General features: G+C 68.9%; 12 protein-coding genes. 4 read left to right on the top strand and 8 right to left on the bottom strand.

Annotated features, from left to right (window positions below; genetic code table 11):
* Positions 1-74: 74 nt before the first annotated feature.
* Positions 75-1,142, bottom strand: a complete 1,068-nt coding sequence (locus tag CCR97_RS01960; RefSeq protein ID WP_111360509.1) for an NAD(P)H-dependent flavin oxidoreductase — start codon at positions 1,140-1,142, stop codon at positions 75-77.
* A gap of 42 nt (positions 1,143-1,184) precedes the next feature.
* Complete coding sequence (locus CCR97_RS01955; protein WP_111360510.1) at positions 1,185-1,481, bottom strand: hypothetical protein; 297 nt, start codon at positions 1,479-1,481, stop codon at positions 1,185-1,187.
* Between the two features lie 198 nt (positions 1,482-1,679).
* On the opposite strand from CCR97_RS01955, the gene CCR97_RS01950 reads away from it, so the two are divergent.
* From CCR97_RS01950 to CCR97_RS01940, 3 genes are all read left to right on the top strand, one after another.
* Complete coding sequence (locus CCR97_RS01950) at positions 1,680-1,961, top strand: DUF2312 domain-containing protein (RefSeq protein WP_111360511.1); 282 nt, start codon at positions 1,680-1,682, stop codon at positions 1,959-1,961.
* 366 nt (positions 1,962-2,327) lie between these two features.
* Positions 2,328-3,296 carry a TIGR03557 family F420-dependent LLM class oxidoreductase gene (locus CCR97_RS01945; protein WP_111358133.1) on the top strand — a complete coding sequence of 323 codons (969 nt, stop codon included), beginning with the start codon at positions 2,328-2,330 and terminating at the stop codon, positions 3,294-3,296.
* A gap of 96 nt (positions 3,297-3,392) precedes the next feature.
* Entirely contained in the window at positions 3,393-3,929 is a 537-nt protein-coding gene (locus CCR97_RS01940) for a hypothetical protein (protein ID WP_111358132.1), read from the top strand.
* 78 nt (positions 3,930-4,007) lie between these two features.
* On the opposite strand, the gene gltA is transcribed toward CCR97_RS01940, so the two are convergent.
* The 6 genes from gltA to CCR97_RS01910 form a co-directional block, all read right to left on the bottom strand.
* The gene (gene gltA, locus CCR97_RS01935; RefSeq protein WP_111358131.1) at positions 4,008-5,312 is read right to left on the bottom strand and encodes a citrate synthase; all 1,305 of its coding nucleotides are present in this window, start codon (positions 5,310-5,312) and stop codon (positions 4,008-4,010) included.
* A gap of 484 nt (positions 5,313-5,796) precedes the next feature.
* Entirely contained in the window at positions 5,797-6,114 is a 318-nt protein-coding gene (locus CCR97_RS01930) for a hypothetical protein (RefSeq protein WP_111358130.1), read from the bottom strand.
* Between the two features lie 117 nt (positions 6,115-6,231).
* A complete protein-coding gene (gene uvrA, locus CCR97_RS01925) occupies positions 6,232-9,378 on the bottom strand; it encodes an excinuclease ABC subunit UvrA (RefSeq protein WP_111358129.1) in 3,147 nt (1,048 codons plus the stop codon).
* A 357-nt stretch (positions 9,379-9,735) separates the two neighbouring features.
* Entirely contained in the window at positions 9,736-10,497 is a 762-nt protein-coding gene (locus CCR97_RS01920) for an outer membrane protein (protein ID WP_111358128.1), read from the bottom strand.
* Between the two features lie 403 nt (positions 10,498-10,900).
* Positions 10,901-11,701 (bottom strand): outer membrane protein, encoded by an 801-nt coding sequence (locus CCR97_RS01915; protein WP_111358127.1) that lies wholly within the window; start codon positions 11,699-11,701, stop codon positions 10,901-10,903.
* Positions 11,702-12,205: 504 nt separating this feature from the next.
* Entirely contained in the window at positions 12,206-13,009 is an 804-nt protein-coding gene (locus CCR97_RS01910; protein WP_201159260.1) for an outer membrane protein, read from the bottom strand.
* A gap of 627 nt (positions 13,010-13,636) precedes the next feature.
* Here CCR97_RS01910 and CCR97_RS01905 point away from each other — a divergent pair.
* The gene (locus CCR97_RS01905; RefSeq protein WP_111360106.1) at positions 13,637-14,137 is read left to right on the top strand and encodes a single-stranded DNA-binding protein; all 501 of its coding nucleotides are present in this window, start codon (positions 13,637-13,639) and stop codon (positions 14,135-14,137) included.
* Positions 14,138-14,201: the final 64 nt, after the last annotated feature.

Here is a 14,201-nt window from a genome sequence, read left to right as displayed (position 1 = left end):
CTACGGCACGGCCCGCCGCCACGACGGGCCGGGCCGTGCCGTAGGCGGGCCGTTCGGTCGGCGCGGCGAGCGGATCAGGACCAGGCGCGCGCCATCTCCGCGAGGCGGCTGCGGGCCTCGTCCCACAGCCGGCGCGTGAGCGTCTCGGCGTCCTCGGCGCGGGCGAGCGCCGCCGCTTCGCCGGACCACAGCACCGAGAGATCGTCGCGGCCCTGCGCCTCGAAGGCGAGCCGCACCGGATCGACCGCGCCGGTCGCCAGCGGAAACGCCGGAGCGGCCGCGCTGATCGGGCCGATCTCGCGCATCAGCCGCGTGGCGATGCCGCGGGCCGGGCGGCCCGTGTAGAGATTGGTCAGCCGGGTCGCGTCGTCGGTCGCCCGCTCCAGCGCCTTGCGGTGCAGCGCCGAGCGTCCGGCCTGCGGCGTGAGCAGATAGCCGGTGCCGATCTGCACCGCGCGGGCGCCGAGCTGCAGCGCCGCCGCGATGCCGCGCCCGTCGGCGATGCCGCCGGCGGCGATCACCGGCACGTCCACGGCGTCGACGACCTGCGGCAGCAGCGCAAACAGGCCGGGCTGCGCGCCGATGTCGGTGTCGAGGAACATGCCGCGATGGCCGCCGGCCTCGAGCCCTTGCGCGATCACCGCGTCGACCCCGCGGTCGCGCAGCCAGCGCGCCTCGCGCACCGTCGTCGCCGACGACCACACCTGTGCGCCGGTCGCCTTCACGCGGTCGAGCAGGGCCGGCGCGGGCAGGCCGAAATGGAAGCTGACGATCGGCGGCCTCGTCTCCTCGACCACCTCGCACATCGCCGCGTCGAACGGCGCGCGGCCCGGCCCGGCGCCGGCCTTGGCGATGTCGAGCCCGATCTCGGCGTAGTAGGGCGCGAGCGTCTCGATCCAGCGGCGCTGCGTTTCCGGATCGAACGCAGGAGCTTGGTGGCAGAAGAAGTTCAGGTTGAGTGGCGCGTCGCGCCCGGCCGCGGCCCGCACGGCCGCGACGGCCTCGCGCGCCTGATCGGGCGACAGCGCCGCGCAGGCGAGCGAGCCGATCCCGCCCGCCTTGCAGACGGCGGCGGCGAGCGCGGCACCCGAGCCGACCATCGGGGCCTGCACGATCGGGATCTTCGACTCCACGAAGCCCATGGCGTGTCCTTCCTGTTCGCGCAGTGCTGAACGCGGTGTGCCTCAGCGCCCGTCGCGCTCGCGCAACGCGGTGCGCAGTGCGTCGGAGACGATGCCGGGGAGCGTGGTGGTGAGCACCGTCACCTTGCCGTCGAGCTCGGCCAGGCGGCGGCCGATGTCGTCGACCTTGCGCTCCATCCGCTCGATCCGCGCTTCGAGTGCCGCGACGCGGTCGCTGTTTCGCCGCGCCTCGGCCAGCACGTGGCGCGTCACCAGCTTCTCGCCGTCGACCTCGCGCTCGAGGATGCCGATGCGGGCCGCGAGCAGGTCGAACTCGTCTCTCGTGATCAGATCGGTCATTGGGGCTCGCCGAAGGACTTGCGGGGAGGGCGCAGCGACGATGCCATGCAACAAGGATCGCCGGCGATGCCGGTGCGGCGTCGCCGGGCATCAGGGTCGTCGAGCGTTAGTAAAACGTCAACCACAGAGCGGAGCGCGGCTTGCCGGACGGCCCCGGATCGCGCAGGTTTTAGGGGTCGCGTTGACCAGGAGTAAACCATGAGCGGTTCGGACGTCACGGGTATCGCCGGCGATCAGCTGCGCACCATCATCGAGCGCATCGAGACCATCGACGAGGAGATCAAGGCGCTGAACGAGGCCAAGAAGGAGATCTTCCTGGAGGCCAAGGGCAACGGCTTCGACGTGAAGATCCTTCGCGAGGTCATCCGCATCCGCAAGCAGGACCAGAAGGAGCGGGACGAGCGCGAGACGCTGCTCGACCTCTACCTCACGGCCATCACCAACGCGGCCACCCCGGGCGCCAGGAAGAAGGCGGCCTGACCAGTTCGGTTCGAGGCGTCTGCAGAAACGGCGAAATCCCCGGCCCGGCCGGGGATTTCTGTTTTTGGGGGTGGGTTGGGGTCGCGTGCCCCGGACAAGGCGCGGCAGGCCGCAGGCCTGATGCGCCGCAGAGCCGGGGCCCAGGGCGGCAAGACGGGCGGCACGGCGACGACCGTGTTCGATCGCCCTGGGTCCGGGTTCGCGGCGCGTCGCGCCGCGCCCGGGACACGAGGCCTCCTTCGGGGGGCGTGCGTCGGTACTCGGGTGGAGCACGCGCGGTCGCGCGAACCCGAGCCTGTCGAGAGCGTTGGCAGAGCGGTGCGGCCGACCGCGCCGACTTCCGTTCACACGACAGGCGCGACCGACATGATCAAGCTCGGCTACAAGCTGATGTCCGAGGAGCACGGACCAAAGGATCTGGTCCGCAACGCAAAGGCCGCCGAGGCGGCCGGCTTCGACTTCGCGGCGATCTCCGACCATTTCTTCCCGTGGCTCGACGAGCAGGGGCACGCGCCGCTCGCCTGGTCGGTGCTCGGCGCCGTCGCGCAGGCGACCGACCGGCTCGGCCTGATGACCGCCGTGACCTGCCCGACCTTCCGGTATCACCCGGCGATCGTGGCGCAGGGCGCCGCCACCGTGGCGCTGCTGAGCGACGGCCGTTTCACGCTCGGGCTCGGCGCCGGCGAGCGCCTCAACGAGCACGTGACCGGGGCCGGCTGGCCGGGGCGCGTCGAGCGGCAGGAGCGCCTCGCCGAGGCGCTCGACATCATCCAGGGCCTCCTCGACGGCACGCTGATGAACTATCGCGGCCGCCATCTGGTGCTCGACCACGCGAAGCTGTTCGACCGGCCGGACCGCAAGGTGCCGGTGGTGCTCGCCGCGGGCGGGCCGAAGGCGGCGGCGCTGGCCGGCGAGAAGGCCGACGGCCTGATGGCGACCGACGCCGATTCGGCGCTGGTCGAGGCCTACGACACGGCCGGCGGCCGCGGCCCGCGCTATTGCGAGGTCTCGGTCTGCTGGGCGCGTAGCGAGGACGAGGCGAAACAGACGGCGCACAAGTATTTCCGCTGGTCGGCCGCCGGCTGGCCCGTGATGGCCGAGCTGCCCGACACGGAGGCCTTCGCCGCGGCGAGCGAGAGCGTCACGCCGGACGACATCGCCGAGGTCGTGAGCTGCGGGCCGTCGATCGACGCGCATCTGAAGGCCGTCGGCAAGTACGTCGACGCCGGCTTCGACCACATCGTGCTGACCCAGATCGGCCCACAGCAGAAGGAGTTCTGCGAGGTCTTCCGGCGCGAGCTCGCGCCGGCTCTCAAACAGAAGAAGGCCGCATAGGCGAACCGCGCGGGACGCCGCACGGGGCAGGGCGCGGGGACGTTCGAACCGAAGCTGCGGTGCGCATGACCAAGCGACGGAGCCGTATCCGTCGTCATGCGCCTGTCACGCCTCTCGCTCGCCCTCGTGCTGCTCGCCGCGGTCGCCGCTGCGGCGGTGGTGCTGCTCGGTCGCGGCCCGTTCGGGACCGGCGCGCCGCCGAGCGACGCCGCCATGCTGGCGCATTTCGAGACCCAGCGTGCCGGCTTCGAGGCGCTCGCCGCCATGCTGGCGGAAGATCGCGGCCTGCGGCGCTTCGGCGCCGACTGGAGCGACCCGCCGACCCCCGCGGCGGCCGGCGTCACCGCCGATCGCCTCGTCCGCTATCGCCGCCTGTGCGACCGGCTCGGCATCGTGTCAGTGGTGAATCTCGGCGACCGGATCACGCTCGTCCACCACGCGTCGGGGCTCGGCATCAGCGGCTCGGGCAAGAGTTTCGTGCGCGGCCCCGCGGCGCCCTGGGCCGAGGTCGTCACGGGCGATCTCGACGCGGCGGCGCGAGACGCGGCGCAGGCGCCCGGAGGCCGACGGCGCGGCGCCATCCTGGAGCGGCGGATCGATGCGGACTGGTGGCTGCAGCTCGACCCCGGGTGACACCGGCGCCGACGATGCGACGGTGACGCCGCTGTGCCGGGGTGGCGCAGCGGGCGTGCGCGTTCATTCCTGAAGAAGTCAGCCGCGCTTCGCCACCGGCACGTATTCGCGCCGCGTCGCGCCCGTGTAGAGCTGGCGCGGCCGGCCGATCTTCTGGCTCGGATCGGCGATCATCTCCATCCACTGGGCGATCCAGCCGGCCGTGCGGGCGAGCGAGAACACGGCCGTGAACATGGCCGGCGGGAAGCCCATCGCGCGCAGCGTCAGGCCCGAATAGTAGTCGAGATTGGGGAAGAGCTTCTTCTCGACGAAATACTCGTCGGCCATGGCGGCGCGCTCGAGCTCCAGCGCCACCTCGAACAGCGGGTCGCCGCCGGTCTCGGCCAGAACCTCGCGGCAGATCTCGCGCATCAGCGCGGCGCGCGGATCGTAGCTCTTGTAGACGCGGTGGCCGAAGCCCAGCAGGCGGAACGGGTCGTCCGGATCCTTCGCCCGCGCGATGAACTCGGGGATGCGCTCGGGCTTGCCGATCGCGGCCAGCATCTTCAGCGCCGCCTCGTTGGCGCCGCCGTGCGCGGGCCCCCACAGGCAGGCGACGCCGGCCGCGATGCAGGCGAACGGGTTCGCCCCCGACGATCCCGCGAGCCGCACCGTCGAGGTCGACGCACCCTGCTCGTTGTCGGCGTGCAGGATGAAGATCTTGTCCATGGCGCGGGCCAGGACCTCGTTGACCCGATACTCCTCGAACGGCACCGAGAAGCACATGCGCAGGAAGTTGCCGGCGTAGGAGAGGTCGTTCTTCGGGTACACGAAGGGCTGGCCGGTCGTGTACTTGTGCGCCATCGCCGCGATGGTCGGCATCTTGGCGATCATGCGGATGCAGGCGAGCATGCGTTGGTGCGGATCGGCGATGTCGGTGGAGTCGTGATAGAAGGCCGACATCGCGCCGACGCTGCCGACCATCACGGCCATGGGGTGCGAGTCGCGCCGGAAGCCCTGATAGAAGCGCACCATCTGCTCGTGCACCATGGTGTGGCGCGTGACCTTGTCGTCGAAGTCGTGCTTCTGCTTGACGGTCGGCAGCTCGCCGTAGAGCAGCAGGTAGCAGGTCTCCAGGAAATCGCCGCGGGCGATCAGATCCTCGACCGCGTAGCCGCGATAGAGCAGGCGGCCGGCCTCGCCGTCCACATAGGTGATCTTGGACTCGCAGGCCGCCGTCGAGGTGAAGCCCGGGTCGTAGGTGAAGAGGCCGGCCTGGCCGTAGAGCTTGCCGATGTCGACCACCTCGGGCCCGGCGGTGCCGTGCCGCACCGGAAGCTTGTAGGTCTTGCCGTCGATCTCGAGAGTCCCGGTCTGCGCGTGCGCACCCTGGTCAGCGGCCATCTTTGAAGGTCCATCCTGAGCGGTTGACGGCGATACGGAAGAAAGGGCGTAGGGACGAAACGCGGTCCCGGACGAGTTTGGTCCGGACGCGCCCGATTTGGTCGAAATCGGTCGGGCCCGGAGGGCAGAGCCGGCGGCCCGGGCGGAATGCCGGTCGGGCGAAGCGCCGACCCGGCGACCCGGGGTCCGCCGTCGAAGCACGCCGGCATCTTACCCGCCCGCGGGCCGCTGCCAAGGTGGGAGGCGGCCGTGTCGCAGGCCGGATGCTGCGGTGCGGGATGGGTGGGGCGGGGGCATGGCGGTGGTCGTCGGGTGGCCCGCGTCGAGGTCGTAGTCGAGGTCGTAGCCCGTGTTGAGCGAAGCGAAACGCGGGACGGGCGCCCGCGGCGAGGCTCTGCATTCGCGGCGACGCTCTCCCGGCTGTCGCTGCGCTCCACCCGGGCTACGATCAACGTCGACCCGGGCTACGCTTGCTGCGCCTCCTTCACCGCCCGTCGCGTTCCCGCAAGACCTTGCGCATGGTGTCGGCGATCAGGCTGGGCAGGGTGGCGGCGAGGCCGGAAACTCTGCCGCGCACGTCGGCCAAATCCTTCCGGACCTCGCCGAGCTCCTGAGCGACGCCGTCGACTTTCTGCTCGACACGGTCGAGGCGCGTCTTGATGGCGGCGAGATCGTCGGAGTTACGGCGCGTCTCGGTGAGTACATGGCGCGTCACCATCTTCTCGCCATCGACCTCGCGCTCGACGATGTCGACGCGGGTGGCGAGCTGCTCGAACTCGGTGCGGGTCACGTAGTCGGTCATGGTGCTCGACCTTGATAGACCTGAACGATGTTAGCCCAATGCCGACTACTCTTCCAGAAGTTGTAACGCGAAGCCGCCCCCGAGTATCGTTTGGTTGGTCCCGGGCTACGAAGACGCTCACTCCGCCGCCTGCGCGCCCTTCCGCCGCCGCCCGTTCCCGGCGCCTGCGCCACGCCCCGTGGCTGGCGCCGGCAAGACCTTCCTCTCCAGCACCGGCTTCAGGAACTGCCCCGTGTAGCTGCGCTTCTCCTTGATCACGTCCTCGGGCGTTCCCACCGCGACGATCTCGCCGCCGCCGTCGCCGCCTTCGGGGCCGAGGTCGATGATCCAGTCGGCGGTCTTGATCACCTCGAGATTGTGCTCGATGACCGCGACCGTGTTGCCCTGGGCGACCAGCTCGTGCAGCACTTCTAAAAGCTTCTCGACGTCCTGGAAGTGCAGGCCCGTCGTCGGCTCGTCCAGGATATACAGGGTGCGGCCGGTCGCGCGTTTGCTCAGCTCCTTGGCGAGTTTTACGCGCTGCGCTTCGCCGCCCGAGAGAGTCGTCGCCTGCTGCCCGATCTTGATGTAGTCCAGCCCGACGCGATGCAGCGTCTTCAACGTCTCGCGCACCCGCGGCACGGCCTTGAAGAACTCGGCGCCTTCCTCGACCGTCATGTCGAGCACGTCGGCGATCGACTTGCCCTTGAAGGTCACGTCGAGCGTCTCGCGATTGTAGCGCTTTCCCTTGCACACATCGCAGGTGACGTAGACGTCCGGCAAGAAGTGCATCTCGATTTTTATGACCCCGTCGCCCTGGCAGGCCTCGCAGCGGCCGCCTTTGACGTTGAACGAGAAGCGCCCGGGCTCGTAGCCGCGCGCCTTCGCCTCGGGCAGCCCGGCGAACCACTCGCGAATCGGCGTGAACGCGCCCGTGTAGGTCGCCGGGTTCGAGCGCGGCGTGCGGCCGATCGGCGACTGGTCGATGTCGATGATCTTGTCGATGTGCTCCAGCCCCTCGATGCGCTCGTGCGGGGCAGGGGCCTCGGCGGCGCCGTGCAGCTTTCGGGCGACCGCCTTGAACAGGGTGTCGATCAGCAACGTCGACTTGCCGCCGCCCGAAACGCCGGTGATGCAGGTGAACAGGCCGAGCGGGATGTCGGCCGAGACGGTCTTCAGATTGTTGCCGCGTGCCCCGACGACGCGCACGACACGCCGCGAATCCGGCACCCGGCGCACCGGCACCGGAATGGCGCGCGCGCCGGTGAGATACTGGCCCGTCACCGACTTCGGGTCCGCCATCAGCTGGTCCGGCGTGCCCTGCGAGACGATCTTGCCGCCGTGGATGCCGGCGCCGGGGCCGATGTCGAGCACCCAGTCGGCGGTGCGGATCGCGTCCTCGTCGTGCTCGACGACGATCACGGTGTTGCCGAGATCGCGAAGTCGCTTGAGTGTCTCGATCAGCCGCGCGTTGTCGCGCTGGTGCAGGCCGATCGACGGCTCGTCCAGCACGTAGAGGACGCCGGTGAGGCCGGAGCCGATCTGCGAGGCGAGGCGAATGCGCTGGCTCTCGCCGCCCGACAGCGTGCCGGAGGCGCGCGCCAGCGTCAGATAGTCGAGGCCCACGTCGTTGAGGAAGGCGAGGCGCTCGCGGATCTCTTTCAGAATCCGGGTGGCGATCTCGGTCTGCTTGGCGTTGAGCTTGTTCGGCAGGGCCGAGAACCACGCGCCGGCGCGCCGCACCGACATCGCCGACACTTCGCCAATGTGCAGGCCGTCGACCTTCACGGCCATGGCCTCGGGCTTGAGGCGATGCCCGTCGCACGACGCGCAGGGGATGGCGGTGAAGTATTTCGAGATCTCCTCGCGGGCCCACTCGCTGTCGGTCTCGCGCCAGCGCCGCTCCAGATTGTTGACGACGCCCTCGAACGGCTTGTGGGTCGTGTAGGCTCGCATGCCGTCGTCGTAGACGAACTTGATCTCGTCCTCGCCGGAGCCGTACAGGATCGCCTCCTGGGCGCGCTTGGGCAGGTCCTTCCACGGCGCGTCGAGCGTGAAGCGGTAGTGCTTCGCCAAGGCCTCCAGCGTCTGCCCGTAATAGGGCGACGACGACTTCGCCCACGGCGCGACGGCGCCGCGCTTGAGCGACACGCCGCGGTCCGGCACCACGAGATCCGGGTCGATCTTCTGGTCGAGGCCGAGGCCGCCGCAGGCCGGGCAGGCGCCGTGCGGCGAGTTGAACGAGAACAGCCGCGGCTCGATTTCGGAGATCGTGAAGCCCGACACCGGGCAGGCGAACTTTTCGGAGAACACCAGCCGGTTGGCGTCCGACGCCGCGGCCGCCGCGAGCTTGGTGGTGGTCTTGGCCTGCGCCTCGGCCGCGTCCTTCGAGACGGCGCTTCGCGCCTCCTCAGGACGAGGGGAAAGGGCCTTCTTGCCGCGCTTCCCGTCGCTCCCACCCCGCCCCTCATCCTGAGGAGCGCTCGAAGAGCGCGTCTCGAAGGATGCGGCCACCGGCAGTGCAGCGGGCGGCTTGTCCGCGAACTCCACCACGGCGATGCCGTCGGCGAGCTTCAGGGCGGTCTCGAAGGATTCGGCGAGCCTCGTCGCGATGTCGGGGCGCACGACGATGCGGTCCACCACCACGTCGATGTCGTGCTTGAACTTCTTGTCGAGCGCCGGCGCCGCGGCGATCTCGTGGAAGGCGCCGTCGATCTTGACCCGCTGAAAGCCCTTCTTGAGGAGCTCGGCCAGCTCCTTCTTGTACTCGCCCTTGCGGCCGCGCACGAGCGGCGCCAGCAGATAGAGCCGCGTACCCTCCGGCAGCGCCATCACCCGGTCGACCATCTGCGACACGGTCTGGCTCTCGATCGGCAGGCCGGTCGCCGGCGAGTAGGGGACGCCGACCCGCGCCCACAGGAGGCGCATATAGTCGTAGATCTCGGTGACGGTGCCGACGGTCGAGCGCGGGTTCTTCGAGGTGGTCTTCTGCTCGATCGAGATGGCCGGCGACAGGCCGTCGATCTGGTCGACGTCCGGCTTCTGCATCATCTCGAGGAACTGGCGCGCATAGGCCGAGAGCGACTCGACGTAGCGCCGCTGGCCCTCGGCATAGATGGTGTCGAAGGCGAGCGAGGACTTGCCCGAGCCCGACAGCCCGGTGAAGACGACGAGCTTGTCGCGCGGCAGGTCGACGTCGACGTTCTTGAGGTTGTGCTCGCGGGCGCCGCGGATGGAGATCACCCGCCCGTCGGGGCGGCGCGGCTTGTCGAACAGATCGGCCATCGGTCACCGGGTTCGGTCAGTGTCGGGCGGTACGGAACCCGGCCCACGGGGGTGGAGACGTTCACGCCACGACGTGCAGGCTATGACGTGCAGGATATGGTGCGCCGTGGCCGGGTCGGAAAGCCGACCGCCGCGCCGCGCACCAGAACTTAATGAGAACGGAGCCGTTTCGCCAGCATCCCGGCGGTTGTCAACAGCGATACGATCGCGTCGACGGTTCGGACCAGCGCTGCGGTCCGTGGGGCGAGTGCCGGAACAGCCCAAGGCAGCCCCGAAACAACAGCCCCGAAACAGCAGAAGCCCCGAACCGAGGTTCGGGGCTCCCACTGGGACCGAAGAGCCGTCAGAACGCGGCGATCAGTACCGCGCGCCGCCGAAGCGGTAGTTCAGGCCGACCTTGGCGGTGTGGATGCCGGGATTGTCGTGATCCCAGCAGAAGGTACCGGCGGCGCCGACCGCCGGGCCGCACACGGCCTGGGTGTTGTCGAGGCCGATGAACATGTACTCGGCCTTGATGCTCCAGTTCATGTCGAAGGCGTATTCGAGACCGCCGCCGAACGTCCAGGTCGCCTTGGTCTCGCTCGCCGAAGCGGCGATCGTGATCAGGCCGGCGGTGTCGAGAATCGTGTTCTCGACGTTCACGAACGCCGCGCCGCCCTTCACGTAGAACAGGGCGCGATCCCAGGTGTAGCCGAGACGGCCGGTGATCATGCCGTACCAGTCGCCGACCTTCGAGGTCGACAGCACGCCGGGCGCGATCTGGGCCACGAGGAGCGGGTCATAGCCGGACCCCTCGATGTTGAGGTAGCCCATTTCGCCCTCGAGGCCGAGCACCCAGTTGGTGCCGACCGGCTGCCAGTTGCAGCCCAGCGTGCCGCCGCCGATGAAGCTCGAGTCGCCGCTGTAGCCCCAGCCGCCGACCCGGTTGTAGCCGTTGCGGTCGTAGGCGGCGTAGTCGTCGCCCCACGCGCCGCCGACAAAGCCGCCGATGTAGCAGCCGGTCCACGAGAACACCGGAGCGATGACCGGAGGAGCCTTCACGGGCATCCGCATGTCGGCCGCGCTCGCAGTTCCGGCGATCGCGATCAGCGCGACCGTACCCAGCAGAAGCTTCTTCATGGAGAACCCCCCTCTCATCGAAGCAATGCGATACCGTATCGCGATTCAGGTTGTGGATGGTGACATTTGCGCCACAACCTCGAGTTCATCGAACATGCCCGCTGCACTCTTGGGGCTAGCCCGCCGGAGCGTGCCGAACTAGGAAATTTTCGTCGGAACAGATATTTGTGCGTCGGCGATGCCGGTTGGATTAGACGCGGCGACCGAGCCCGAACCGGAGGTCGATCGTTTCGCAGGCGCCGGACGCCACCGACGTGTGCACGGCCTGCCACGGCTGCGCGCGATCCGGAGCGGGCCCGCAAAAAAGGCCCCGGGCGTGCCCGGGGCCTTGGCTTCGTCGCGGCGGTGAGGCGTCGCAGAGAAGGGTGTCGCGACCGTTCGGCTGCCCCCGCGGGGCGACCGTTCAGTAGCGCGCGACCAGCGGGGCGCCGCCGAAGCGGTAGTTGAGGCCGACCTTCGCCGTGTGGATGCCTTCGATGTCGTTGCTGAAGCAGGTGGTGGTGGCGAGCACCACGCCGCTGCCGCACAGCGTCTGGCTCTCGTCGAGGCCGATGTACATGTACTCGGCCTTGATGCTCCAGTTCATGTCCATGGCCCACTCGATGCCGCCGCCGACCGTCCAGGTCGCCACGGTGTCCTTGGTGGAGCCGGCGAACGAGCCGGAGGCGACGACGCCGGGGCCGGTGAGCACGGTGCCCGAGAAGCCGGTCTCGACCTCGAGGAACGCCGCGCCGCCCTTCACGTAGATCATCGCGCGGTCCCAGGAGTAGCCGAGACGTCCGGTGATCATGGCGTACCAATCGCCGACCTTGGAGGTCGCGACGATCGGAAGGGCGGCCGTGCGGGTCGGATCGAAGGCCGAGCCTTCCATGCTCAGGTAGCCGCCTTCACCCTCGATGCCGAGGACGAAAGGCGAGCCGACCGGCTGCCAGTTGCAGCCCAGCGTGCCGCCGCCGATGACGCTCGAGTCGTTGCTGTAGCTGTAGCCGTAGGGCACGAACGCGCCGGTGGTGCTGTAGGTGGAGACGTTCGAATCGTCCGCCCAGGCGCCGCCGACATAGCCGCCGATGTAGCAGCCGGTCCACGAGAACACCGGCGCGACGACCGGCGGAGCCTTGATGGGCATGCGGGCCGGCAGGTCGGCGGCATGCGCCATGGCGCTCGTCGCCAGGATCGCCGCCGTGGCGAGAAGGAACTTCTTCATGATGACCCCCCGTTGGTTGGTGTCGATGAAGAAAGACTAGGATGAATACGCATTCCGGGGGTGATATAAAAGCAACAAGAACTCGCGTTGCTCATGTAAAAGCGCCAAAGAATACCATTTTTAGACTTCAAAGTATGTCGGACAGCCGACCTTTGGTTCCTTATTACCTCGGTCCGGGTGCGTGTCCGGCACGTCGGCGTTCGTGATGGCGGGGGTCGGCGAGTCGCTCGCTGCGGCATTCGCGAGTCGCGGACGGTGACGGGGCAGGGGCCCGGACGGGCGGTGGCTCGAACGAGCGGGCCGGCCGCGCGGCCCGCTCCCGTCGCCTTGCTCGGTCGTTCCGAACGTGAAATCGCCGGCTGCGGAGCCCGCTTCGACAGTCCGCTTCGCCGCTCGCATGCGCCGCCGGATCGGAGCACGCGCCGTGCGTCGCGCCGCGGCCGTCCGAACAGCAAAAAGCCCCGGGTTTCCCCGGGGCTTCCGCTCGACAGAATGTCGAAAGGCTCAGTACTTCGCGACGATCGGAGCGCCACCGCCGAAGCGGTAGTTGAGGCCGACCTTGGCGGTGTGGATGCCGTCGAACTCGTGCGAGAAGCAGGTGCTCGTGGCGAGGACCACGCCGCTGCCGCAGAGCGTCTGGGTCTCGTTCAGGCCGATGTACATGTACTCGGCCTTGATGCTCCAGTTCATGTCGAAGGCCCACTCGATACCGCCGCCGACCGTCCAGGTCGCCACGGTGTCCGAGGTCGAGCCGGCGAACGAGCCGGAGGCGAGGACGCCCGGGCCGGCCAGCACGGTGCCGGCGATGCCGCTCTCGACGTCGACGAAGGCCACGCCGCCCTTGGCGTAGACCAGCGCCTGGCCGAACGAGTAGCCGAGACGGCCGGTGATCATGCCGTACCAGTCGCCGATCTTCGTGTTCGACACGATCGGCAGAGCCGCGGTGCGGGTCGGATCGAAGGCCGAGCCCGACAGGCTCAGATAGCCGACTTCGCCCTCGATGCCGAGGACGAACGGCGAGCCGACCGGCTGCCAGTTGCAGCCCAGCGTGCCGCCGCCGATGAAGCTCGAGTCGTTGTTGTAGCTGTAGCCGTACGACGTGAACGCACCGGCGGTGCTGTAGGTGCCGACGGTCGTGTCACCCGACCACGCGCCACCGACGTAGCCGCCGATGTAGCAGCCGGTCCACGAGAACACCGGAGCGATGACCGGCGGCGCCTTCACCGGCATGCGCGCCGGCAGGTCCGCGGCCGAGGCAGCGCCGGCAAAGCCGAACGCCGCAACAGTAGCGAGCAGGATCTTCTTCATAAACGGCCCCTCCTTCCGAGAAGAAACACCGAAGTCCCAGGTCGGAAACTAGGAGGAATCGCTGCGATCGTGGTGACATATATGCAACATCGGCCGGGAACGTGAGGTTGTGGCAGCTTTGTGGCATTTCCATTCGGGCTAGTCCGTGACACGATCCGGCTCGCTGTCGCCGCGCTCCAGACGGCGCAAAAATCTGAAAAACAACGTATTTCTACGTCCGACGAGCGGGCTTTTCGCCGCCCGGCCCGGCCCCGCGTCCGCCCCGTGCTGCTGCTCCGCGTTCACGCTCCCGTGATCAGTCGACCGGAGTGGTCGTCTACGCATCTCGTCGGCTTGCTCGCGTCCGGGGTCCCGCGATAAAAGAACATAGTGGGAACATCAGCGTGTGGACAAGCCGCGTCCCCGCCTTGTTGCAGGATCGATAAAGCGTAGGGTGTGCGCGCTCCGCGACGCCGCAGGCGACCCTATCGGTCGGCCGGCGACTCTCGAGTCCCTTTCGGGGGACTCGTCCGGGGGGGCCGGCCGCACAGCGGCGGACCGCGTCCCCACGTGGTCGATCGTGAAACGCAGTGACGAAGCGCAGTGACGTCGCGCAGTGGCGAAGCGTCGTAAGGAGTGGAGAGGCGCATGGCGGGTTCGGTCAACAAGGTCATTCTCATCGGCAATCTCGGGGCCGACCCGGAGATTCGCCGCACCCAGGACGGGCGGCCGATCGCCAACCTGCGCATCGCCACCTCGGAGACCTGGCGCGACAAGGCGTCGGGCGAGCGGCGCGAGAAGACCGAGTGGCATCGTGTCGTCATCTTCAACGAGGGGCTCTGCCGGGTGGCCGAGCAGTACTTGAAGAAGGGCTCGAAGGTTTACATTGAAGGTGCTCTGCAGACACGGAAATGGCAGGATCAGTCCGGCCAGGACCGGTACTCGACCGAGGTCGTGCTGCAGGGCTTCAACTCGGTCCTGACGATGCTCGACGGCCGCGGCGAGGGCGGCGGCGCCGGCGGCGGCTACGAGGGCGGTGGCGACGATTTCGGAGCCAGCGGACCAGCCCCGAGCCGCGGAGGCGGACGTCAGGCCCCCGCCGCTCCGTCGTCGCGCCGCGACGATCTGGACGACGACATCCCGTTCTGAGTCGGCGCGGGACGACGCGACGCCGCCCGACCGGCGGCTCGCGTCTCCACCGGCGGCAGGCCAC

The organism is Rhodoplanes elegans, assembly GCF_016653355.1.
Lineage (GTDB): Bacteria > Pseudomonadota > Alphaproteobacteria > Rhizobiales > Xanthobacteraceae > Rhodoplanes > Rhodoplanes elegans.
Note: the sequence above shows the minus strand (reverse complement) of the source record. Positions and strands in the feature narration are given on the sequence as shown.

Coding starts and splice junctions, on each gene's coding strand:
- CCR97_RS01905 (WP_111360106.1), top strand. CDS start 13,637: ATGGCGGGTTCGGTCAACAAGGTCATTCTCATCGGCAATCTCGGGGCC.
- CCR97_RS01945 (WP_111358133.1), top strand. CDS start 2,328: ATGATCAAGCTCGGCTACAAGCTGATGTCCGAGGAGCACGGACCAAAG.
- CCR97_RS01915 (WP_111358127.1), bottom strand. CDS start 11,701: ATGAAGAAGTTCCTTCTCGCCACGGCGGCGATCCTGGCGACGAGCGCC.
- CCR97_RS01960 (WP_111360509.1), bottom strand. CDS start 1,142: ATGGGCTTCGTGGAGTCGAAGATCCCGATCGTGCAGGCCCCGATGGTC.
- gltA (WP_111358131.1), bottom strand. CDS start 5,312: ATGGCCGCTGACCAGGGTGCGCACGCGCAGACCGGGACTCTCGAGATC.
- CCR97_RS01955 (WP_111360510.1), bottom strand. CDS start 1,481: ATGACCGATCTGATCACGAGAGACGAGTTCGACCTGCTCGCGGCCCGC.
- CCR97_RS01940 (WP_111358132.1), top strand. CDS start 3,393: ATGCGCCTGTCACGCCTCTCGCTCGCCCTCGTGCTGCTCGCCGCGGTC.
- uvrA (WP_111358129.1), bottom strand. CDS start 9,378: ATGGCCGATCTGTTCGACAAGCCGCGCCGCCCCGACGGGCGGGTGATC.
- CCR97_RS01930 (WP_111358130.1), bottom strand. CDS start 6,114: ATGACCGACTACGTGACCCGCACCGAGTTCGAGCAGCTCGCCACCCGC.
- CCR97_RS01950 (WP_111360511.1), top strand. CDS start 1,680: ATGAGCGGTTCGGACGTCACGGGTATCGCCGGCGATCAGCTGCGCACC.
- CCR97_RS01920 (WP_111358128.1), bottom strand. CDS start 10,497: ATGAAGAAGCTTCTGCTGGGTACGGTCGCGCTGATCGCGATCGCCGGA.
- CCR97_RS01910 (WP_201159260.1), bottom strand. CDS start 13,009: ATGAAGAAGATCCTGCTCGCTACTGTTGCGGCGTTCGGCTTTGCCGGC.